At 71.9% G+C, this 21,545-nt stretch carries 15 protein-coding genes; 7 read left to right on the plus strand and 8 right to left on the minus strand.

Annotation, left to right across the window (positions count from 1 at the left end):
- Positions 1-11 precede the first annotated feature (11 nt).
- Positions 12-1,754, minus strand: coding sequence for a pyruvate dehydrogenase (locus tag ACIF80_RS31280; RefSeq protein WP_399810730.1), 1,743 nt, complete (start codon positions 1,752-1,754; stop codon positions 12-14).
- A 76-nt stretch (positions 1,755-1,830) separates the two neighbouring features.
- Positions 1,831-3,267, minus strand: coding sequence for a protein phosphatase 2C domain-containing protein (locus tag ACIF80_RS31285; RefSeq protein ID WP_399810732.1), 1,437 nt, complete (start codon positions 3,265-3,267; stop codon positions 1,831-1,833).
- A gap of 200 nt (positions 3,268-3,467) precedes the next feature.
- Between ACIF80_RS31285 and ACIF80_RS31290 the strand changes: the two genes are divergently transcribed.
- Positions 3,468-3,950, plus strand: a complete 483-nt coding sequence (locus ACIF80_RS31290) for a DUF456 domain-containing protein (protein WP_399810733.1) — start codon at positions 3,468-3,470, stop codon at positions 3,948-3,950.
- 99 nt (positions 3,951-4,049) lie between these two features.
- Here ACIF80_RS31290 and ACIF80_RS31295 read toward each other — a convergent pair whose 3' ends face one another.
- The 6 genes from ACIF80_RS31295 to ACIF80_RS31320 all read right to left on the minus strand — a co-directional run bounded on the left by ACIF80_RS31295 (position 4,050) and on the right by ACIF80_RS31320 (position 12,247).
- The gene (locus ACIF80_RS31295) at positions 4,050-4,571 is read right to left on the minus strand and encodes a methylated-DNA--[protein]-cysteine S-methyltransferase (RefSeq protein ID WP_399810854.1); all 522 of its coding nucleotides are present in this window, start codon (positions 4,569-4,571) and stop codon (positions 4,050-4,052) included.
- Positions 4,572-4,624: 53 nt separating this feature from the next.
- Entirely contained in the window at positions 4,625-6,082 is a 1,458-nt protein-coding gene (locus ACIF80_RS31300) for a bifunctional transcriptional activator/DNA repair enzyme AdaA (RefSeq protein WP_399810735.1), read from the minus strand.
- Between the two features lie 73 nt (positions 6,083-6,155).
- Positions 6,156-7,268, minus strand: coding sequence for a ribosome small subunit-dependent GTPase A (rsgA, locus tag ACIF80_RS31305; protein ID WP_399810737.1), 1,113 nt, complete (start codon positions 7,266-7,268; stop codon positions 6,156-6,158).
- 310 nt (positions 7,269-7,578) lie between these two features.
- Positions 7,579-9,102 (minus strand): cellulose binding domain-containing protein, encoded by a 1,524-nt coding sequence (locus ACIF80_RS31310; protein ID WP_399810738.1) that lies wholly within the window; start codon positions 9,100-9,102, stop codon positions 7,579-7,581.
- A 290-nt stretch (positions 9,103-9,392) separates the two neighbouring features.
- Entirely contained in the window at positions 9,393-10,718 is a 1,326-nt protein-coding gene (locus tag ACIF80_RS31315; RefSeq protein WP_399810740.1) for a radical SAM protein, read from the minus strand.
- A 329-nt stretch (positions 10,719-11,047) separates the two neighbouring features.
- Positions 11,048-12,247 (minus strand): RNA-guided endonuclease InsQ/TnpB family protein, encoded by a 1,200-nt coding sequence (locus ACIF80_RS31320; protein WP_399810742.1) that lies wholly within the window; start codon positions 12,245-12,247, stop codon positions 11,048-11,050.
- 146 nt (positions 12,248-12,393) lie between these two features.
- Between ACIF80_RS31320 and ACIF80_RS31325 the strand changes: the two genes are divergently transcribed.
- The 6 genes from ACIF80_RS31325 (at position 12,394) to ACIF80_RS31350 (ending at position 21,531) form a co-directional block, all read left to right on the plus strand.
- Complete coding sequence (locus ACIF80_RS31325; protein ID WP_399810743.1) at positions 12,394-13,650, plus strand: FAD-binding protein; 1,257 nt, start codon at positions 12,394-12,396, stop codon at positions 13,648-13,650.
- A 116-nt stretch (positions 13,651-13,766) separates the two neighbouring features.
- Positions 13,767-15,089 carry an ROK family transcriptional regulator gene (locus ACIF80_RS31330; protein WP_399810745.1) on the plus strand — a complete coding sequence of 441 codons (1,323 nt, stop codon included), beginning with the start codon at positions 13,767-13,769 and terminating at the stop codon, positions 15,087-15,089.
- 328 nt (positions 15,090-15,417) lie between these two features.
- Entirely contained in the window at positions 15,418-16,683 is a 1,266-nt protein-coding gene (locus ACIF80_RS31335) for an ABC transporter substrate-binding protein (protein ID WP_399810747.1), read from the plus strand.
- Between the two features lie 22 nt (positions 16,684-16,705).
- Entirely contained in the window at positions 16,706-17,668 is a 963-nt protein-coding gene (locus tag ACIF80_RS31340) for a carbohydrate ABC transporter permease (RefSeq protein WP_399810749.1), read from the plus strand.
- Between the two features lie 110 nt (positions 17,669-17,778).
- The gene (locus ACIF80_RS31345) at positions 17,779-18,597 is read left to right on the plus strand and encodes a carbohydrate ABC transporter permease (protein WP_399810751.1); all 819 of its coding nucleotides are present in this window, start codon (positions 17,779-17,781) and stop codon (positions 18,595-18,597) included.
- Positions 18,598-18,609: 12 nt separating this feature from the next.
- Positions 18,610-21,531: a glycoside hydrolase family 2 TIM barrel-domain containing protein gene (locus ACIF80_RS31350; RefSeq protein ID WP_399810753.1), complete on the plus strand. Its 2,922-nt coding sequence runs from the start codon at positions 18,610-18,612 to the stop codon at positions 21,529-21,531.
- The last annotated feature ends 14 nt before the right edge of the window (positions 21,532-21,545 follow it).

Here is a 21,545-nt window from a genome sequence, read left to right on the forward strand (position 1 = left end):
GGCCGCCGCCGTCACGGGCGCGGAATGTTGCGCAGGTTGGACCGTGCCATCTGCGCCATCCGGCCGACCCCTCCGTCCAGCACCATCTTGGAGGCGGACAGGGCGAAGCCGGTCACCATCTCCTTGCTGATCTTCGGCGGGATGGACAGCGCGTTGGGGTCGGTGACGATGTCGACGAGGGCCGGCCCCTTGTGCTTGAACGCGGCCTTCAGCGCCCCGGCGAGTTCCTTCGGTTTCTCCACGCGGACCCCGTGGGCGCCGCAGGCGCGGGCGACGGCGGCGAAGTCGGGGTTCTTCATGCCGGTGCCGTGCGACGGCAGTCCGGCGACCAGCATCTCCAACTCGACCATGCTGAGGGAGGAGTTGTTGAACAGGACCACCTTCACCGGCAGGTCGTACTGGACCAGGGTGAGGAAGTCCCCCATCAGCATGGAGAACCCGCCGTCGCCGGACATCGACACGACCTGCCGGCCCCGGTCGGTGAACTGCGCCCCGATCGCCATGGGCAGCGCGTTCGCCATCGAGCCGTGGGAGAACGAGCCGATGACCCGGCGGCGGCCGTTGGGCGAGATGTAACGGGCGGCCCAGACATTGCACATCCCGGTGTCGACGGTGAACACCGCGTCTTCGTCGGCGAGTTCGTCCAGGACGGCGGCCGCGTACTCGGGGTGGATCGGCACGTGCTTGTCCACCTTGCGCGTGTACGCCTTCACCACCCCCTCCAGCGCGTCCGCGTGCTTCTTCAGCATCCGGTCGAGGAACTTCCGGTTCTCCTTGGCCCGGACCCGCGGGATCAGGCAGCGCAGCGTCTCCCGCGCGTCGCCCCACACCGCCAGGTCCAGCTTCGTGCGCCGGCCCAGGTGCTCGGGCCGCACGTCGACCTGGACGATCTTCACGTCGTCGGGGAGGAAGGCGTTGTACGGGAAGTCGGTGCCGAGCAGGATCAGCAGGTCGCACTCGTGGGTGGCCTCGTAGGCGGCACCGTAGCCGAGCAGCCCGCTCATGCCGACGTCGTACGGGTTGTCGTACTGGATCCACTCCTTGCCGCGCAGGGCGTGCCCGACCGGGGACTTGATCTTCTGGGCGAACTCCATGACCTCGGCGTGCGCGCCCCTCGTGCCGGCGCCGCAGAACAGGGTGACCTTCTCGGCCTCGTCGATCATGTCGACGAGGCGGTCGATCTCGGCGTCGCCGGGGCGGACCGTGGGCCGGGAGGTGACGAGGGCGGTCTCGGGGGCCTGCTCCGGGGCGGGCTCGTCGGCGATGTCGCCGGGGAGGGCGACGACGCTGACCCCGGAGCGGCCGACCGCGTGCTGGATGGCGGTGTCCAGCAGCCGGGGCATCTGCTTCGGACTGGAGATCATCTCGCTGTAGTGGCTGCACTCGCGGAACAGCTGGTCGGGATGGGTCTCCTGGAAGTAGCCGAGGCCGATCTCGCTGGACGGGATGTGCGAGGCGAGGGCGAGGACCGGGGCCATGGACCGGTGGGCGTCGTACAGCCCGTTGATGAGGTGGAGGTTGCCGGGCCCGGAGGAGCCGGCGCAGGCGGTGAGCCTGCCGGTGATCTGCGCCTCGGCGCCGGCGGCGAAGGCGGCGGTCTCCTCGTGCCGGACGTGGACCCAGTCGATGGCGGAGTTGCGGCGCACCGCGTCGACGACGGGGTTGAGGCTGTCGCCGACGACGCCGTAGAGGCGCTTGACTCCCGCGCGGGTCAGGATGTCGACGAACTGTTCCGCGACGTTCTGTTTGGCCATGGTTCCCGGGTGCCCCTTCGGTGTCCGTGAATCCCCGGTTCTCCGTTCGGGTTCCATGGAGTCACACCCTGAGCGCTCACGCCTCCCAGACGGCGGCGGCCGTGCGGTCGTCCGCGTACCCCTTGACCCGTACCTGGGTGTCGGCGAGGAACGCGGCGAGACCGGGCGGTTCGGGACGGGACCACCGCGTGGCCAGGTGGGCGCCGAGTTCGTCCTCGCCGCGCAGCGGGTCGGCGAGGCCCGGACTGCACAGCAGGAGGGTGTCGCCCTCGCGGGCGATGGACGTACGGAAGCGGAAGGGTTCCCGCGGGGGTTCGGGGGCGGGCTCGTACGGGCTCGGGGGCGTCGGTATGCCGAGGTCCATGGTGAGCCGGTCGCCCTCGGGGGTCTCGGAGGGCGGCGAGCCGAAGCCGAGGACGGCCCCGCCCCTGACCTCGGCGGCCTTCGGTTCGATGTCCTGCCATGCCCCGTCCCGCAGCCGGAACAGTCCGCCGTCGCCGACACCGAAGAAGACGCGGGTGCGGCATTCGGGGTCTGCGGGCAGCAGCAGGCAGCGCAGGGTGGCCGCGTACGCCTCGGGGTCGAGGCCCTGCTCCGCGGCACCCGCCCGGAGCCTGCCGAGGGTACGGTCGGTGAGGCGGTGCAGCCCCGACTTGAGGTCGCCGCGCCGGCCGGCCCTGATGTCCTCGGCGAGGCGGGCGTGGCTGAGGCCCACCGCCTTGCCGATCCACCGGCAGGCCTCGGCGGCCGCGCGGTGGGCGCCGGGGGCGCCCCGTACGCCGGTGGCGACCGCCACCAGCACCAGGGCCCGGTCCCCGCTGCCGAACCGGGCGGTCAGCAGGGCGTCCCGCCGCAGTTCGCCCCGGTACCGCGCGGAGTCGCCGCGCACGGAGGCGGCCCGCAGGGTGCAGGCCCCGTACCGGGCTCCGTCGAGCACGGTGTCCGGGACCAGGTCGTCCAGTTCGTGGGGGTCGGCGGCGGGCAGCGTGGTGGGCTCGGCGTCGTAGGTGGGCGGCCGGGATCCCACGTGGCCGCGCGGCGAGGGCGGCTCCGCGGGCCGGACGGGGCGCGGGGCACGGGGGTCGGCGGGAGCGTCGGTGAGCGTGGGAGCGGGGGTGGGGTCGGGCGGGGCGGGAAAGCCGGTCGCCGAGGCCGTACGGCCCAGCGGGGGCCATGCCGGCGGCGGCCCTTCCGGCGGGCGGGGCGTCCGGCCGCCGGACCGCTGTGTGCCGGGCGGCCGCACGGGAGGCGTCCCACCTCCGGCCACCGGCCTCGGAGCAGGTGACGGGGCGCCGGAGGAGCCCCCCGCGGAGGACTCCACGTCCGCCGGGTCGTCCACCGGACTGTCCACCGGGCCGCCGACCGCCTCGTTCACCGTGTCCGCCGCCGAGTCGAAGCGGTCGTCCAGGGAATCGGGTGCGGGTGCGGAGCCCGTGTCACCGGTGGCGCCGTCGTACAACTGCCCCCACCAGGCGTCCTCGTGACCGGTGGACCTGCCTCCCTGCTCGCTCATACCTTGAATTGTCCACCGCGTGGGCCCGATGGAAACGGAGCATCAGGAAATCCGTTCCCGGCACCGTGCGGCACGCGGCACACCGGCCACTCGGGGCCCACGGAGGCACGTCCGTTCGATACGAGGGGCCGACGCGAGGGCCGGTGCGCGTCCCCCGCATCCGGTCTGCGCCTCCCGCCGTCCTCCGGCACCCTGGACAGATGGGAGCGTGGGATCTCCTGCTGACCGGACTGGTGATCCTGTTCGGTCTGTGCGGAGTACTGCTGCCCGGGGCGCCGGGGTCGTGGCTGGTGTGGGCCGCGATCATGTGGTGGGCGCTGAAGGACCCGCGGCCCGTGGCGTGGGGGGTGCTCGTCGGGGCGACGGTCGTCCTGTTCCTCTCCCAGGTGGTCCGCTGGACCCTGCCGTCCCGCCGGCTGCGGACCGGCGGCATCGACGGCCGGGTGCTGGCGTACGCGGGCGCGGGGTCGCTCCTGGGCTTCGTGCTGGTGCCCGTGCTGGGCGCGGTCCCCGGTTTCGTGGCCGGGATCTACGCCTGCGAGCGGATCCGCCTGGGCCGCCACGGCGAAGCGGTGACGGCGACGCGTACGGCGATGCGCTCGGGCGGCTGGAGCGTACTGATCGAGCTGTTCACCTGCCTGCTGATCACGGCGGCGTGGCTCGGCGCGGTGATCTGGGGCTGAAACCCACCGGCCACCGGCCCCGGGCCACCGGGGCCGGGCCACCGGGGCCGGGCCACCGGGGCCGGGCCACCGGGGCCGGGCCACCGGGGCCGGGCCCGGTTACGGACGGAGCACCCCTTCGTGGGTGAGCAGGTGGATCTTGCGGTCCAGGCCGCCCGCGTACCCGGTCAGTGACCCGTCGGCGCCGATCACCCGGTGGCAGGGGCGCACGATCAGCAGCGGGTTCGCTCCGATCGCCCCGCCGACGGCCCGTAGGGCGGCCCGGGGCGCACCGATCCGCGCGGCGATCTCGCCGTAGGACACGGTCGCCCCGTAGGGGACGTCGTCGAGCGCGGCCCAGACCTTCTCCCGGAAGGGGGTGCCGGCGGTGAGCAGCGGCAGCCGGAAGTCCCTGAGCTCACCGGCGAAGTACGCGGCGAGCTGCTCCTCGGCCGCGCGGAACGGTCCCGGGTCCTGCCGCCAGGCCTCCCGCATGCTGCGCCCGCCCTTCTGCCCGGGCACGGAGAGCGAGGTCAGCGCCCCGTCCGGGCCGGCGGTGAGCAGCAGCGTCCCGAGGGGGCTGTCGACACTGGTCCAGTAGGTGTCCACGGCAGCCGCACCGCTGGTCGTCGTGCTCGTCATCGTGCCCGTCGGGGTGAGTGTCGTAGTGGGTGTCGTGGTGGATGTCGTGGTGTTCATGGGTACTCCAACTCCCCTGCCGCGCGCAGGTGGTTCAGGGCGTATGAGCGCCAGGGGCGCCAGCTGTCGGGCAGGTCGGGGCCGGGCGGGGCCACGTCGGGGTCGCCGAGGGCACGGGTGCGGATCCCGGCGATGGTACGGGCGTCCAGGCCCGGAACACCGAGCAGGGCGTCCGCGGCCGTGTCCCGGTCGGCACCGGGGTCGAGCCGTACGGTGCCGTCGGCGAGGGCGGTGGTGAGCGCGCCCAGGGGGCCTTCGGGTTCGGCGCCGGCGAGGGCGGCCGGTTCGGGGAAGAGGTGGGTGAGGGTGCCGCAGGGGGCGTCGAGCGTCTTGCCGTACCGCTGGACCAGGCGTGCGGCCCGGTCGCGGCCCACCAGGGCCCGTACCGCGAGTTCGTCGGGGTCGGTGGTGCCCGGTGAGCGCAGTCCCGGCCGGGCGGCGACCAGCGGGGCGAGCCGCGTGTCGGCGCCGAGCCGTTCGTCGACGGCGTACGGGTCCGCGTCCAGGTCGAACAGGCGGCGCAGCCGCTGTACGGCGGTGGTCAGGTCGCGGAGGTCGGTGAGGTGGATCCGGGCGTCGAGCCAGCCGCCGGGGTGGGCGCCGGAGCCGGTGCGCGCGGTGCCGGGGCGTTCGTCGACGGCGGTGATGCCGGTGCCGTACGGGAGTTTCAGGGTGCGCCGGTAGGTGCGGGCGCCCGGGGTGCCGGTCACGTCCTCGATGCCCTCGACGGCCTCGCGTTCCAGCAGGTCGAAGACGGGGCCGGGCCGGTACGGGCCGCGGTGGGCGAGACGCAGGGGGATGCCGGCGGCGGGGGTGGCGGTGCGGCGGCCGGCCGGGCCGCCGCGGGGCGCGGTGGCCCGCAGTCCACTGGGAGTGGCGGCGTACACGGCCCGGACGGTGTCGTTGAACTGCCGCACGCTGGCGAATCCGGCGGCGAAGGCGATCTCGGTGACCGGGAGTCCGGTGGTCTGCAGGAGCACGCGCGCGGTGTGCGCGCGCTGCGCCCGTGCGAGTGCGACGGGCCCGGCGCCGAGTTCGCCGGTGAGCTGGCGCTGCACCTGGCGGGCGCTGTAGCCGAGCCGTGCGGCCAGTCCGGCGACGCCTTCGCGGTCGACGACGCCGTCGGCGATCAGTCGCACGGCCCGGCCCACGACGTCGGCGCGTACGTTCCACTCGGCGGAGCCGGGGACGGCGTCCGGGCGGCACCGCCGGCAGGCCCGGAATCCGGCGCCCTGCGCGGCGGCGGCGGTCGGGAAGAACCGCACGTTGTGCCGCTTGGGCGTGACCGCGGGGCAGCTGGGACGGCAGTAGATCCCGGTCGTCCCCACAGCGAAGAAGAACGCCCCGTCGAACCGTCCGTCCCGGCTGCGCACCGCCTCGTACCTGCTGTCCTCGTCCATCACACCGTCCAGTCTCCGCCCGCCGGAGGGACCCGGCTGGCGGAAATCGGACATGAAGGTGAGCAGCCGGCGGACAGGCCGCGGACGGAGGTGCGCCGCCGGAGCCGGAACCTGCCGGGGGCGGACGCTAGAACGGCCTGCCACCGCCCCTCTTCGCCTCCATGGCGGCCCTGCCCATCGCCCCCTTCCGTTTCCAGTCCTTGCGGATCTCCGCGCGCAGGCGTGCGTCGGTCTTGGCGACGATGCGCCGGTTCTCCCGGAGCAGCTTGCGGTAGCTCTCCAGCCTGCGTTCCGCAAGGGCGCCGGTCTCGATGGCCTCGAGGACCGCGCAGCCCGGCTCGCTCTCGTGGGCGCAGTCGTGGAAGCGGCAGTCCTCGGCGAACTCCTCGATCTCGGAGAACACCTGGCCGACGCCGCTGCCGGCGTCCCAGAGGCCGACGCCCCGCAGGCCCGGGGTGTCGATGAGGACTCCCCCGCCGGGCAGGGCGAGCAGGTTGCGGGTGGTGGTGGTGTGCCGGCCCTTGCCGTCGACGTCGCGGGTGGCCCGTACGTCCATCACGTCCTCGCCGAGGAGCGCGTTGGCGAGGGTGGACTTGCCGGCGCCGGACTGGCCGATCAGTACGGACGTGGTGCCGGCGGCGACCGCGGTGAGGACGTCGACCCCGGCCCCGTCCTGTGCGCTGACGGTGAGCACCGGCACGCCGGGCGCGCTGGTCTCCACGTCCTGGACCAGGTGCCCCAGCGTCACCGGGTCCGGCACGAGGTCGGCCTTGGTGAGCACCACCACCGGCTGCGCCCCCGACTCCCAGGCGAGCGCGAGGAAGCGTTCGATGCGGGCCAGGTCCAGCTCGACGGCGAGCGGGACCGCGATGAGGACGTGGTCGATGTTGGCGGCGAGGATCTGTCCCTCGGACCGCTTGGAGGAGGTGGACCGCACGAAGGCGGTACGCCGCGGCAGGTACGTCCGCACGTACCTCGGCGTGCTCCCGGCCGGGTCGACGGCGACCCAGTCCCCGGTGCACACGACCCTCAGGGGGTCGTGCGGAGTGACGAACGCGGTGTCGGCCCGCACGGTCCCGTCACCGGTGACGACGTCGCACTGCCCACGGTCGACCCGCACCACACGGCCGGGCACCAGCCCCTGCGCGCCGTACGAGGAGAACACGGCCTCCCATTCCTCGTCCCAGCCGAGGGGAGCGAGAGCGTGCGAAGAAGCCGGGACAGAAGAGGAGAAGTTCAAGGGAAACCCTTCGAAGGGCGGCCCCGGCAGCGCGCGTCACGGACGCGGCGGAAGAAGAGGTGTCAGCCGAGGGCCACGGAGGTGGGATGAACGAACGTCCGGATGCAGGCAGCACCCATCACGGAGACAGTCATCGGTCACACCTCCCTTTCACCGCACACGCACCAACAACGACAGCAGCCGACGGCTCCTGCTCACTTCCGACCACAGCCTAGAGGGAGAGCCACGCGGACGGCCAACCCTTTTCCGCACCCGCCCTCGGGAGAAAAACCGCGCAGCCCGGCCCGTCCCGGACGTGCCGCCGGCCGGGTCACCCGGTCGCGCAGGGGCGGTCGTTGAGGGTGATGCCGGTGGGTGGGGAGTTCTTGCCGGTCCAGGACGCGAGGAAGCCGAAGGCGATTTTTCCGCCGGCGGGGACCGTCTTGTTGTAGCCGGCGGCGGTGGCGGTGACGCGGGATCCCTTCTGGCTCGCCTCTGCGTCCCACATCTGGGTCACGCGCTGGCCGTCCCGGAAGGTGAAGGCGACGCGCCAGGAGTCGAGGGGCTCTGTCGTGGTGACGGTCACGGTGGCCTGGAAGCCGTCGGGCCACTGGTTGCCCGGGTCGTACGTGGCGTGGCAGACGGCCGGCTCGCCGGGCGCGGTGGTCCGGGGCGGGGAGGCCGTGGCGGAGGTACTGCCCTGGGGTTCGGGGTCGGGATGGGGGTCGGCGGCGTCGTCGTTGCCGGGGGCCGGCCGGTCCGGGGCGCGGTCGTCGGAGGTGGTGCCGGCAGGTGGTTTCCCGCCGTCGGAGGGAGCGGTCTCCGAGGCCGGGGCGGGTGGGGCACCGGGGCCCGCGGGCGGGTACAGGTCCGGGTCGGCCACCGCCTGGCGGTCGGCGTCGGAGCGGGTCGCGCTGTCGGCCTCCGCGCCGCCGAACTGCATGAGGGAGACCGTGAGCGCGAGCCCCGACACCAGGACGGCGGCGGCCATCAGCCCGCCCCGGACGACCCGCGTCCGGTCCGGTCCGTCGGCGGGGGTGCCGCCCGCGTCGGGGCGGCCGGGGCCGAGGCGCGCCTCGGTCGCGCGGCGGCGGCGCTCCAGGTAGGCGAGACCGCCCCAGCCGATGACCCCGCCGGTGAGCGCGACGGGCAGCCCGCCGCCGTGCAGCCGGAGGCAGGCCGCGGCCTCCGCGCACTGCACGCAGGTGGCGAGGTGCCGGGACAGGTCGTCGGGGGTGTCGGCGGCGGGTGAGCGGGTGACGGCGTCCAGCAGCCGGGCGTAGCTGCGGCACTCGGCGTCCATCGGGGAGTCGAGGTGGTTGCGGTGGCAGCGGTCCCGGAACAGGCGGCGGACCTGGGCGAGTTCGTCGGCTGCGGTGGCGGGGTCGAGGCCGAGCCGGCGGGCCACCAGGGGCAGGGGCAGGGACTCCGCCTCGGCCAGCCAGAGCAGTTCGGCGTCGGCCTGCTGCAGATCGCGCAGTCCGCGCAGGGCGACCGGACGGCTCAGCGGCGGGCCGGTGTAACGGGCGGCCTGGTCGGAGTGGAGCCACAGCCGCAGGCCGGGATCGAGCCGGTGTCCCTGGCCGATGTCCTCCCAGTCCGCCGCGGTGGCGCGAACGGCAGCCAGCAGCAGCGGTATTCGGGGCAGCCGGGACGATCGGCGGCCGGTGCCGCGCACGGTGCCCGCCTCCGCCTCGCGCACCTCTCGTATGCCTTGTGCGAACGCTTCCCGCGCGAGTTGCGCGGCGGCGGTGGAGCCGGCCGTGCAGAGATCGGCGTACGAGAGCACCGCGTCCCAGCACTCCGAGAACAGGGCTGTCTCGGTGGCGTCCTGGGGGGCCGGCAGGTCGGGCATGAGTCTCCTGCATCCACGAACGAGGTCAACTCGCCGCATTGGCGGCACAGTTGGAGGTCCTCGGGGCGATGGACGAGCTTTTCACGATCTCGACACAACTGACAAGCACTGTCTCCGCTTCGGGCAGCACGGCGCCCGCGTACGCGCCCCTCGCGTGCGCCCCTCGCCGGAGAATACGCAAGGAAGGCCGGAACGTCTCGGTTCCGGCCTTCCCTGTTTCCTCTGCTTCTTCGCTTCTTCCCCTGAGCCGTCTCAGGCCCTCGCGGCCCTCTCGGCGGCCCTCACGGGTCTCACGCCTCGACGGGCTCCTGCGCCGGGAGGCTGTCCATGAAGGAGCTGACGGAGAACACCGCGCGGCCCGGTCCGGGCTCACCGTAGCCGGGGGGCGAGGCCAGGCCGAAGTCGTCCATCGTCGCGCGGTAGGCCTCGAGCAGCCGGATGTGGTACTCCAGCGGCGCGCCCTGCGGGTTGGCCTTGCCGAGCGGGGTGGTCGGCTCGGGGCACCAGGTGGTGAAGCGGGGCGTGATGCCGTGCGACATGAAGAAGCGCAGCCCCTCGGTGGTGGAGGCGATGGCCTCGTCGACCGTCTTGAAGCCGAACGGCTCGGCCATCTCCACGCCCGCCACGAAGTTGGGGATCACATTGCGCGCGCCGAAGATGTCCGCGGAGTCCAGGATGCGCTTGTGCCACTCGTCGCGGCCGACGTAGCGCTCCTTGCCGGGGCAGTACATCTTGAACAGGTACTCGTCCCACACCTCGTAGTTGGGGTGGTAGATCTGCACGCCGTGGTCCTTGAAGCGCTGCACGTCGTCCCGGGGCAGCGCCTGGGCGACGACCTTGCCGATCCAGCGGCCGGGGAAGCGCTCCTCGATGGCCTTGGCGTAGTGGCCATAGAAGTCGGCCTCGTCGCGTCCGGAGACGGTCTTGGTGATCGCGCCGCCGGTCAGCGTGTAGGCGGTGGACGCCTTCGCCGTGTCGTAGCGGTCGATGATCTCCAGGGCCTCGAGGACCTCCTCGACGTCCTTGACCCCGGTGTAGGGGCGGCCGGCCGCCTTGTGCTGGCGCCAGTTGTGGTTGATGTCGCAGTACTGGCACTCCTCCTTGGCGCCGAAGTACTGGCAGACCCGGAAGACGGTCAGGTAGATCAGGTAGCCCCACTGGATGGTCGGGGCCACCTCCATGACCGACTTCCCGTTGGAGAGGGTGTGCCGGTAGTACTCGGGCATCGGCGGCACGCCGACGTCCGAGATGCGCTTCCCGTCGAGGTAGAGGCCGAGGACCCCGTCCTCGTTCGCGGCGACCCGGTACGGGGAGGAGGGGTTCACCCGGACCGAGACGACGGTGCGGCGCAGGTCGTAGGGGCCGCCGGTGAGGATGATCTCCTCGGGCGGGCGCCGCAGCGCGGCCTCACCCAGCTCGGGCAGGGTGCCGTGGTCGAAGGAGAAGATGAAGTACGACTTCGGCTTGACCTCGCCCTTCTCGTTGTCGCTGAGGGCGGACGGATCGAAGGCGACCCCGCCCCGGAGCAGGTCCTCCTTGAAAACGGCCTCGCGCGGTACATGCGGGAACCGCTCCATCAGATCCTCGACCAGCGCGGTACGGCTGCCGCTGCCCATCCCGTGTCTCCTTCCGGCTCGGACGTACGACTCCCGGCTCGGACGTACGACTCCTCACGGTATGCCCCCGCCCCCCGGTCCGTGGTGCCGGGGCCCCCGACGTGACGCGGGGCACTCCCCCGACCTGCGAAGACAGTACGTCCTCCGGGGCACCCGACGGCCTTCGGTGCCGTGCGGCGCCCCGTGCGCGCCTCGCGTGGTGCGGGAAGGCGGACCGGGCGACGCGTACCCCGGGGCCCGCGATAAATTCCGGCGGGGACCTCTTCGGTCCCGCACCTCGGGGGAAGGACGACCGTTGACTTCCTCCCCCTCCTGAAGGAGGGGGATTCCTACGGCTCGCGCCGTGGGGTTTCCTGCTTCACTGCCGACTGCCCGCCCGGAGTTCTCCGTTGAGGTCTTACACCGGCTCCACAGGCCGACACCGTCAGTCCGACGGCCAGAAGGTTCTGCGCTGCATTCACGTCCCGGTCATGGGTCGCGCCGCAGTCACAGGTCCAGGTGCGGACCTGCAGCGGCAGCCTGTCCTGCAGGGCGCCGCAGTGGGAACACAGCTTGGAGGAGGGAAAGAAGCGGTCCACGGCCACGACGTCCCGCCCGTACCAGGCGGCCTTGTACTCCAGCATGCTCCGGAACTGCGACCACGCGGCATCACTGATGGCGCGGGCCAGGTTCCGGTTCCTGACCATGTTGCGCACGGCCAGGTCCTCGATCACGAGCGTTTGGTTCTCACGCACGAGTCGAGTGGTCAGCTTGTGCAGCGCGTCACGCCTGCGGTCAGCGATGCGGGCATGGATGCGGGCGACCTTGCGCCGGGCCTTCTCACGGTTCGCCGAGCCCTTCGCCTTCCGCGACAGCTCCCGCTGGGCCCTGGCCAGACGGGCGCGGTCGCGGCGCTCATGCCGGGGATTGGTGATCTTCTCCCCGGTCGAGAGGGTCAGCAGGTGGTCCAGGCCCACGTCGATACCGACCGCCGTATCGGTGGCGGGAAGCGGCCGGACGGTGGAGTCCTCGCACAACAGGGACACGAACCAGCGCCCGGCCGCGTCCTGCGAGACGGTCGCCGTGGACGGCTGCGCTCCCTCCGGCAGCGGCCGGGACCACACGATGTCCAGCGGTTCCGTCATCTTCGCCAGCGTCAGCCGCCCGTTTCGGTAGCGGAACCCGCTGGTGGTGTACTCGGCGGACTTCCGGGACTTCTTCTTCGACTTGAAGCGCGGATACTTCGCTCGCTTGCCGAAGAAGCTGGTGAACGCCATCTGCAGGTGGCGCAGGCACTGCTGGAGCGGGACCGAGGAGACCTCGTTCAGGTAGGCGAGTTCCTCGGTCTTCTTCCAGGCCGTCAGCAACGCCGACGTCTGGTTGTAGTTGACCCGCTCCTGCCGCGCCCACGCCTCGGTGCGGGCCGCCAGCGCCAGGTTGTAGACCTTCCGCACGCATCCGAACGTGCGCGACAGTTCGGCCGCCTGCGCACCGGTCGGATGGAAGCGGTATTTGAACGCCCGCTTCACGCACGCAGTGGTCACGCTCACAAACTAGCGGGCTGCCTGTGAGTATCAAATCTGCCGGTCAGGGCACGGTTTTCCGCCTTGACGGCGGAAGCCCGCTCGATGTCCTGCTCCGCAGGAGTTTCGTTTCCTCCCCCTCTGAAGGCGGGAGTTTCCACGAAAGGACTCAGATGACCGGGACCGTGACCAACTGGGCGGGCAACATCACGTACGCCGCCAAGGAGCTGCACCGCCCGCACACCCTGGACGCGCTGCGCGCGCTGGTCGCCGGGAGCAGCCGGGTGCGGGCCCTGGGCAGCGGGCACTCCTTCAACGAGATCGCCGAGCCGGGCGAGACCGGCGTCCTGCTCTCGCTCGAGGGCCTGCCCGCCCAGGTCGACGTGGACACGACGGCCCGGACGGTACGGGTGGGCGGCGGCGTGCGGTACTCGGAGCTGGCCCGCCGGGTGCACGAGCGGGGGCTCGCGCTGCCGAACATGGCGTCGCTGCCGCACATCTCGGTGGCCGGTTCGGTCGCCACCGGCACGCACGGCTCCGGGGTCGGTAACGGTCCGCTCTCCTCGGCGGTGCGCGAGGTGGAGCTGGTCACGGCGGACGGTTCGGCGATACGGATAGGCCGTGAGGACGAGGCCCGGTTCGGCGGGGCGGTCACCTCGCTCGGAGCGCTGGGCGTCGTCACGGCGCTCACTCTGGACCTGGAGCCGGGGTTCGACGTCGAGCAGCACCTGTTCACCGAGCTGCCGCTGGCCGGGCTGGACTCCGGCCTCTTCGAGACGGTGATGTCGGCCGCCTACAGCGTGAGTCTGTTCACCGACTGGGCGGCGCCGGGGTTCCGGCAGGTGTGGGTGAAGCGGCGTACGGACCAGCCGCTGCCGGAGTTCCCCTGGGCGACGCCCGCCACCGAAAAGCTGCACCCGGTGCCGGGCATGCCGGCGATCAACTGCACGGACCAGTTCGGCGTGCCGGGGGCCTGGCACGAGCGGCTGCCGCACTTCCGCGCGGAGTTCACGCCGAGCAGCGGGGCGGAACTGCAGTCGGAGTATCTGCTGCCGCGCCGGTTCGCCGTCGACATGCTGCACGCGATCAACGGGATCCGGGAGACGGTCGCCCCCGTGCTGCAGACCTGCGAGGTGCGGACCGTGGCCGCCGACGACCAGTGGCTGAGCCCTTCCTACGACCGGAACACCGTGGCCGCCCACTTCACCTGGGTCGCCGACACGCCCGCGGTGCTGCCCGTGGTCCGGCGGCTGGAGGAGGCACTGGCCCCCTTCGACGCGCGGCCGCACTGGGGGAAGGTGTTCACCACCCCGGTGGCCGAGCTCCGTGCCCGTTACCCGCGGCTGGGTGACTTCCGGGCCCTGGCCCGGTCGCTGGACCCGGAGGGCAAGTTCAGCAACGCGTTCGTGCGGGACGTCCTGGGCGACTGACCGTCCGACCGGCTCCGCCCCCCTTCGTACAGCCCCTTTCCGAACCCCTTGTCGAACACCGGCACCGGCCATAGCCTTGCCGCGCGCCGGTGCCGAGGCCGCCCGGCACGGCAGGGATGGGGGCACCTCCGGTGAAGCGCACCTCGCGGGACATCCGTACCGCCAACCGCTACGAGGTACTGCGCCAGATCATCGCCGAGTCCCCCACCTCACGGCAGGAGCTGGCGGCCGCCACCGGGCTCAGTCTCGCGACGGTCGCCACCCTCGTCGGCGAGCTGCTCGACCTCGGCATGATCACCGAGGTCGGGTTCGAGGACTCGGCCGGCGGCCGGCCGCGCGGTCTGGTGGCCGTCGACGCGGCGGGCGGCGCCCTGATCGGCGTCGACCTCGCCGAGACGTACGTCCGGGTCGAGCTGTTCGACCTGGCGCTGAACGTGCTGGCCCGCGCCGAAGAGAAGATGCGCCCCGGCGAGAACCGGCCCGAGCAGGTCGTGAACCATGTGGCCTCGGCGGTCGGCTCGGTGGTGGAGCGGGCCGGCATCGAGTCCGCGCGGGTGCTCGGGGCCGGGGTGAGTGTGCCGGGCCAGGTGGACCGCGCCACCGGCGTCTCCGAGTACGCGCCGAACTGGGACTGGCACGACGTGCCGCTGCGGGACCTCCTCGCCGAGCGGATCTCCCACCCGCTGTACCTGGACAACCCGTTGCGCGCCTGCGCGGTGGCCGAGCTGTGGTTCGGGGCGGCGCGCGGGCGCGGTGACGCGGTGGTGGTCAACCTCGGGACCGGGGTGGGCGCCGGGCTGGTCCTGGGCGGCGGGGTGCACCGGGGGGTCAGCAACAGCGCCGGCGAGTGGGGGCACACCACGCTCGTCCTGGACGGGCGTCCGTGCCACTGCGGCAATCGCGGCTGCATGGAGACGTACACCGGTGCGCCGGGGATCATGCTGAACCTGCGGGAGGTGAGCCCGCACAGCCCGCTGCTGCGTCCCGACGACCAGACGGCCACGGTCGACGCCCTGGCGCGGGGGGTGGCCTCGGGCGACCCGGTGGCGGTCAGGGTCCTCGAGGACACCGCCCGTTACGTCGGTGCCGGGATCGCCGGCCTGATCAACCTGTTCAACCCGGAGGTGGTCGTGCTCAGCAGCTGGGTCGCGGCCGCGTTCGGCGAGCCCCTGCTCGACGCGGTGCGCGAGGCCGTCACCCGGCACACGCTGCGCCGCCCGCTGGCCGCCACCCGGATCGTGCTCTCCCCGATTCCCACCGATCCGGTCTGCCTGGGCGCGGCGACGTTCGCGCTGGAGGGCGCGTTGCAGACGGCACGCAGGGGCAACGGCACGCGCGCCCACACGGCCACACGAGCCCGCGGCTCCGGCTCCGGCTCCGGCTCCGGCTCCGGCTCCGGCTCCGGCTCCGGCTCCGGCTCCGGCTCCGGCAAGCCGTAACACCCCTCGCACCATCTGCGCCGCGAGCCTCAACGCCCTTGCCCCGTCGGCTTGTTCGTCATCCCGAACGGTGCGCAACGCTTCGTGCGGGCTTTGCCCAACCCCTTGCCGAAGCCTTAGCCGAAGGTTAACGTCCGGCACCGCAGGCGTTTCCGCGCCCTTTGCCGCACCACCGCCGGAAGCCGTCCGCCGTTCACCGCAGATCCCGCTGCTCCGCGTGCACCGCCCCGTACCGCCGGCGCCGCCTGCACTTCCCCGCGTCCGTCCGGGCCCCCGCCCCGCCCGCCCCACCTGCCTTTCGAGCCGTACTCGAGACAAGGACGTCGACATGTCGGCATTGAGTACTCACCACTGGGACCGCCGTTCCGTACTGCGGGCGGCCATGGGTCTGGCTGCCGCCGGCGGGCTCGCCGCGTGCGGCGGCAACACCGGCCGGGACGGCGGACCGGGGTCGGGCAAGCGCCTGGTCCAGTACTTCCACGCGTACGGCGAGGCCGGCACCGAACAGGCCATCAGGCGTTACGCCAAGGCCTACGAGGAGGCCGACGTGACCACGCAGTGGATCACGGGCTCCAACTTCGAGAGCAAACTGTTCGCCTCCCTGCTCACCGACAAGGCCCCGGACGTCTTCGAGTTCCATCCGCAGATCCAGCTCGTCAAGAGCGGCCAGGTGGCGGACCTGACCGACCTGGTCGAGCCGGTGAAGGACGACTTCAACCCGGCCGACATCCAGTCGCACACCGTCGACGGGAAGATCTACGGGGTCCGGATGATCGACGATCCGCAGTTCTTCTTCTACCGCAAGTCGATGTTCGAGAAGGCGGGTGTCGGCGTCCCCGCCACGCTCGACGAACTCTTGGCGACAGCAGCGGAGTTGACCACGGACAAGGTCAAGGGCATCTACCTGGGCAACACCCTGCACCCGATCGTCAACCCGATGATCTGGGCGTCCGGCGCCGACACCCTCGACGAGAAGAACGAGATCGCCTACCACACGGACGGAGTGGTCGGGGGTTTCCGTACCCTGCGCAAGCTCTTCACCAGCGGCGATCTGCTGCTCGACGCGCCGACCGACTTCTGGGACCCCTCCGCGCTCAACCAGGGGCTCACCGCCATCCAGTGGTGCGGCATGTGGGCGATGCCGCAGATGCAGCAGGCGCTCGGCGACGATCTCGGGATCTTCCCCTTCCCGAAGGTCACCGACACGGGCAAGCAGGCGGTCACCAACGGCGGCTGGTCGATGTTCGTCAACGCGAAGGGCAAGAACGTCGAGGCGGCCAAGGAGTACGTGAAGTGGCTGTGGATCGACCGGAAGGAGTACCAGGAGGACTGGTCCCTCTCCTACGGATTCCACATCCCGCCGCGCACCTCGATCGCCCGGTCCGCCGACAAGCTCAAGTCGGGCCTGCCGGCCGAGGGCGTCAGGCTGTTCAACGAGTTCGGGCACTTCGACAACATCGGCTGGACACAAGCCATGATCACCGCCCTGGAGGACGTCCTCGCCGACTGCGTCCGCAAGGGCGGTGACCCTCAGAGCGCGCTCGACAAGGCCGACGCGACGGTCGACCGCGAACTGCAGAAGCTGTTCGGATAGACCGCGGACGGGAAGCGACGAGATGTCGACCACCACCGCGCGCGGTGCCGCCCGCCCCGCCCCGGCCAAGGGCTCCCCCCGGCCGCGGCGCCCGCTGTGGACCGGCAGCACCTTCAACTTCTGGCTGTTCACCGGGCCCTTCCTCCTCGGCCTGCTGATCTTCGTCTACGTGCCGATCCTGTGGAGCGCGTGGCTGTCCTTCTTCGAGGCCCGGTTCACCGTCACGCCCAGCGACTTCGTCGGCTTCGAGAACTACCGGCTCATGCTGACGGACGACCGGTTCATGGGCTCCCTCGGCACCTTCACGGTGTTCGCGGCGCTCATCGTCCCGACCACCTGGGCGCTGTCGCTGGCGCTCGCGCTGGCGGTGAACCGGCTGCGGTTCATGCGGGCCTTCTTCCGCTCGGTCTTCTTCCTGCCGACGGCGGTGAGTTATGTCGCCGCCTCGCTCATCTGGAAGATGTCCCTCTTCAACGGGGTCCGCTTCGGACTGGCGAACACCGTGCTCGGCGTGTTCGGCGTGGACGACACCGCGTGGCTGGCCGACCCGAACCCGCCCTGGTACTGGCTGGTCATCGTGACCGTGCGGCTGTGGCTCCAGGCCGGCTTCTACATGATCCTGTTCCTGGCCGCGCTGCAGAACATCCCGCGCGAGCTGTACGAGGCGGCCGCCATCGACGGGGCCGGGCCCGGCTGGCAGACGTTCCGGTACATCACCCTGCCGCAGCTGCGCGCGACGTCGACGGCCGTGATCCTGCTGCTGCTCGTGGCCGCCTATCAGGCCTTCGACGAGTTCTTCAACCTGCTGAACAAGACCACGTGGGGGCGCCCGCCGCTGGTCGAGCTGTACTACAAGGCCCTGGGCGACAACCAGGACTACGGCGCGGGCAGCGCGGGCGCTCTGATCCTCACGCTGCTGATCTGCCTGGTGACGCTGCTGCAGGGCCGGTTCATGGGCTTCGGCCGGGGGGAGGACACCAGGTGACCGCCGACACACCCGCACCGAAGACGGCGGAACCCGGGACGGAGGGACCGCCCCGGCGACCGGGACGCCCCGCGGGCAGAACGGGCAGACCGGGCGGTCCGCGCGGCAGCTTGCCCGGGTCCGCGGGCCTGTACGCCGCTACCTGCCTCGCCGCACTCCTCTTCCTCGTCCCCTTCTACCTGATCGTCCGCAACGCCCTGTCCACCGATCCCGAGATCACCGGCGAGGAGTGGGCGTTCTTCCCCTCGGACATCCAGTGGGGCAACATCACCGAGCCGTTCGACGACCCGACGGTCGACTTCGCCCGGTCGCTGTGGAACTCGGCGGTCGTCGGGATCCTGCACACCGTCGGCACCCTGCTGGTCTGCTCGCTCGCCGGATACGGGCTGGCCCGCATCCCGTACCGGCACGCCAACAAGGTCTTCTACGCCGTTCTGGGGACCCTGATGGTGCCGACGGCGGTCACCTTCGTGCCCAGTTTCGTGCTCGTGTCGTCCCTCGGCTGGGTGGACAGCTACCGGGGTCTGATCATTCCTGGCCTCTTCAGCGGTTTCACCTGCTTCCTCTTCCGGCAGTACTTCCTGGGGTTCCCCCGAGAGCTGGAGGAGGCGGCACGGGTGGACGGGCTCGGCCACTGGGGCGCGTACTGGCGTGTCGTCGTTCCGAACTCGCTGAACTTCTTCGCCGCCATCGCGACGATCACCTTCATCAGCGGCTGGAACTCCTTCCTGTGGCCGCTCGTCATCGGCCAGGACCCGAGCGCCTGGACGGTCCAGGTCGCCCTCTCCTCCTACATGACCAACCAGACCGTCAACTTCCATCTGATCTTCATGGCCACGGCCATATCCATCCTGCCCCTGGTCTGCGTCTTCCTGTTCCTCCAGCGCTGGCTCGTCCAGGGCATCGCACAGACCGGCATCAAGGGCTGAGTCAGGAGACCGATGTCTTTGCGCACCACCGCGACCGACTACGTCGAGGACGTCTCCCCCGGCCGCGGGGCCCTTCCCCCACGCGCCCGGTACGCGTCCTCGGACGCGGCGTCCCTTTCGCTGAACGGCAGGTGGCGGCTGCGCCTGTCGGCGACGGCGGACGCCGAGGACGACGCGTTCGCCGCTCCCGGACACGACGCCGGCGACTGGGCGGAGGTGACCGTCCCCGGTCACTGGGTCCTCCAGGGCGACGGCGCCTTCGGGGCCCCCGCCTACACGAACCACCTCTACCCGTTCCCCGTCGATCCGCCGTACGTCCCCACCGAGAACCCGACCGGCGACCATCTGCGCGTCTTCGACCTCCCGGAGGGCTGGCCCGCCCCGGCCGGGGGCGACGACGCCGTGCTGCGCTTCGACGGGGTCGAGTCCTGTGCCCGGGTGTGGCTGAACGGTACGGACATCGGGGAGTTCAAGGGATCGCGGCTGCCGCACGAGTTCGCGGTCGGGGCTCTGCTGAAGCCGGCCGGGAACGTTCTCGCGGTCCGCGTGCACCAGTGGTCGGCCGGTTCGTACCTGGAGGACCAGGACCAGTGGTGGCTGCCCGGCATCTTCCGTGACGTGACGCTGCTGCACCGGCCGGCGGGCTGCGCCGGCGACTTCTTCGTGCACGCCTCCTACGACCATGTCACCGGGGAGGGCACCCTGCGCGTCGACTCCGACGCCGACGGGCGGGTGACCGTACCGGAGTTGGGCATCGACGTCGCGACCGGGGAGCCGGTGACGCTGCCGGTCGGCCCCTGGTCGGCGGAGACCCCCCGCCTCTACGCCGGAGTGCTCGCCACGGCCGGTGAACGCGTCCCGCTGCGGATCGGGTTCCGCACCGTCGCCCTGGAGGACGGCCTGGTCAAGGTCAACGGGAAGGCGGTCCTCTTCAAGGGGGTCAACCGGCACGAGTGGCACCCGGAGCGGGGCCGCGCCCTGGGCCTGGACACCATGCGCGAGGACGTGCTGCTCATGAAGCGGCACAACGTCAACGCCGTCCGCACCTCCCACTACCCGCCGCATCCCGCCTTCCTCGACCTCTGCGACGAGTACGGGCTGTGGGTCGTCGACGAGTGCGACGTGGAGACCCACGGCTTCGTCGAACAGGACTGGCGCGACAACCCCACCGACGACGAACGCTGGACCCCCGCCCTGCTCGACCGGGCCGCCCGCATGGTCGAGCGGGACAAGAACCACCCGTCGGTCGTGATGTGGTCGCTCGGCAACGAGGCGGGCACCGGCCGCGGCCTGACCGCGATGGCCGACTGGATCCACTCCCGGGACCCGGCCCGTCCGGTGCACTACGAGGGCGACCACGACTGCCGTGACACGGACGTCTATTCACGGATGTACCTGCCGCACACCGAGGTGGAGCGGGTCGCCCGCGGGCTCGACGGCGGCTCCCGGCGAAGGCGCGATCTCCCGCTCATCCTGTGCGAGTACGCGCACGCCATGGGCAACGGCCCCGGCGGACTCGCCGACTACCAGGCGCTGTTCGAGCGGTACGACCGGCTCCAGGGCGGCTTCGTCTGGGAGTGGATCGACCACGGCATCAGGCACCCGGAGCTGGGCTACGCCTACGGTGGTGATTTCGGCGAGGAGCTGCACGACGGCAACTTCGTGTGCGACGGGCTGCTCTTCCCGGACCGTACGCCGTCGCCGGGGCTGATCGAGTACAAGAAGGTGATCGAGCCGGTCCGGATCGAGGCCGGTGACGTGGACGGCACCGTGCGGGTGACCAGCCGGTACGACTTCGCCGACCTGTCCGCCCTGGAGTTCACGTGCGCCCACCAGGTGGACGGGCAGCCGGCCCGCACCCACCGGCTCGCCGTGCCACCGCTCGCCCCCGGGGAGTCGGCGGAGGTCAAGCTGCCCGAGGCACCGGACGGCGGGGGCGCGGAGGTCCACTGGACGGTACGCGCCCTGCTCGCCGACGACACGCCCTGGGCGGGTGCGGGCCACGAAGTGGCCTGGGGGCAGGGGACGGTGGCCCACCGGACGGCCCTGCCCGCCGTGGGGCCCGGGTCCGGCGTACGGCCCGTCGCCGACGACGGCCGGATCACGCTGGGCCCTGCCTCCTTCGACGCCCGTACCGGCGCGGTGCGGACGATCGCCGGTGTCGCGGTGGACGGGCTGCGCCTCGACGTGTGGCGGGCGACGACGGACAACGACGACGGTGCGCCCTGGCAGCCGGACGCCCGGTACGGGCTGCTCTGGCGGGAGCTGGGGCTGCACCGCATGCGGCATCGGACGGTCGCCGTGGAGGCGGGCCGTGGCGGCGCCGGTGGAGGTGACGACGAGGCTCTGGTCGTGCGGACGCGAGTGGCCCCGGCCGGACGTGAGCCGGGGCTGCGGGTGGCGTACCGCTGGACCTCCGACGGCACCCTCGTACGGCTGACCGTGTCGGTCGTGCCGGAGGGCGACTGGACGGTGCCGCTGCCCCGGCTCGGGATCCGCTTCGGGCTGGACGCCTCGCTCACCGGGAGCGTCCGCTGGTTCGGCGGTGGGCCCGGCGAGGCGTATCCGGACACCTCGGCGGCGTCGCGGCTGGGCCGGTGGGAGGCCGGTGTGCCGGACCTGCAGACGCCCTATGTCCGTCCGCAGGAGAACGGGGCGCGGGCCGGCGTACGCCGGGTGGAGCTCGGCGGGCTCCGGATCGAGGGCGACCCCGAGTTCTGGTTCACCGCCCGGCCCTGGACGAGCGAGCAGCTCGACGCGGCCCGGCACCTCACCGACCTCGTCCCCGGTGACACGGTGTGGGTGAACCTCGACCACGCCCAGCACGGCATCGGCTCGCAGTCCTGCGGTCCGGGCCCGCTCCCGCAGTACGCGCTGTGGGCGGAGCCCGCGCAGTTCTCGTTCGTCTTCTCCGGGCGGCAGGGTTCCGGCTGAGGCGGGTGAGCGGC

Origin of the sequence: Streptomyces sp. NPDC085927 (assembly GCF_044540975.1) — a bacterium.
Taxonomy (GTDB): Bacteria; Actinomycetota; Actinomycetes; order Streptomycetales; family Streptomycetaceae; genus Streptomyces; species Streptomyces hirsutus.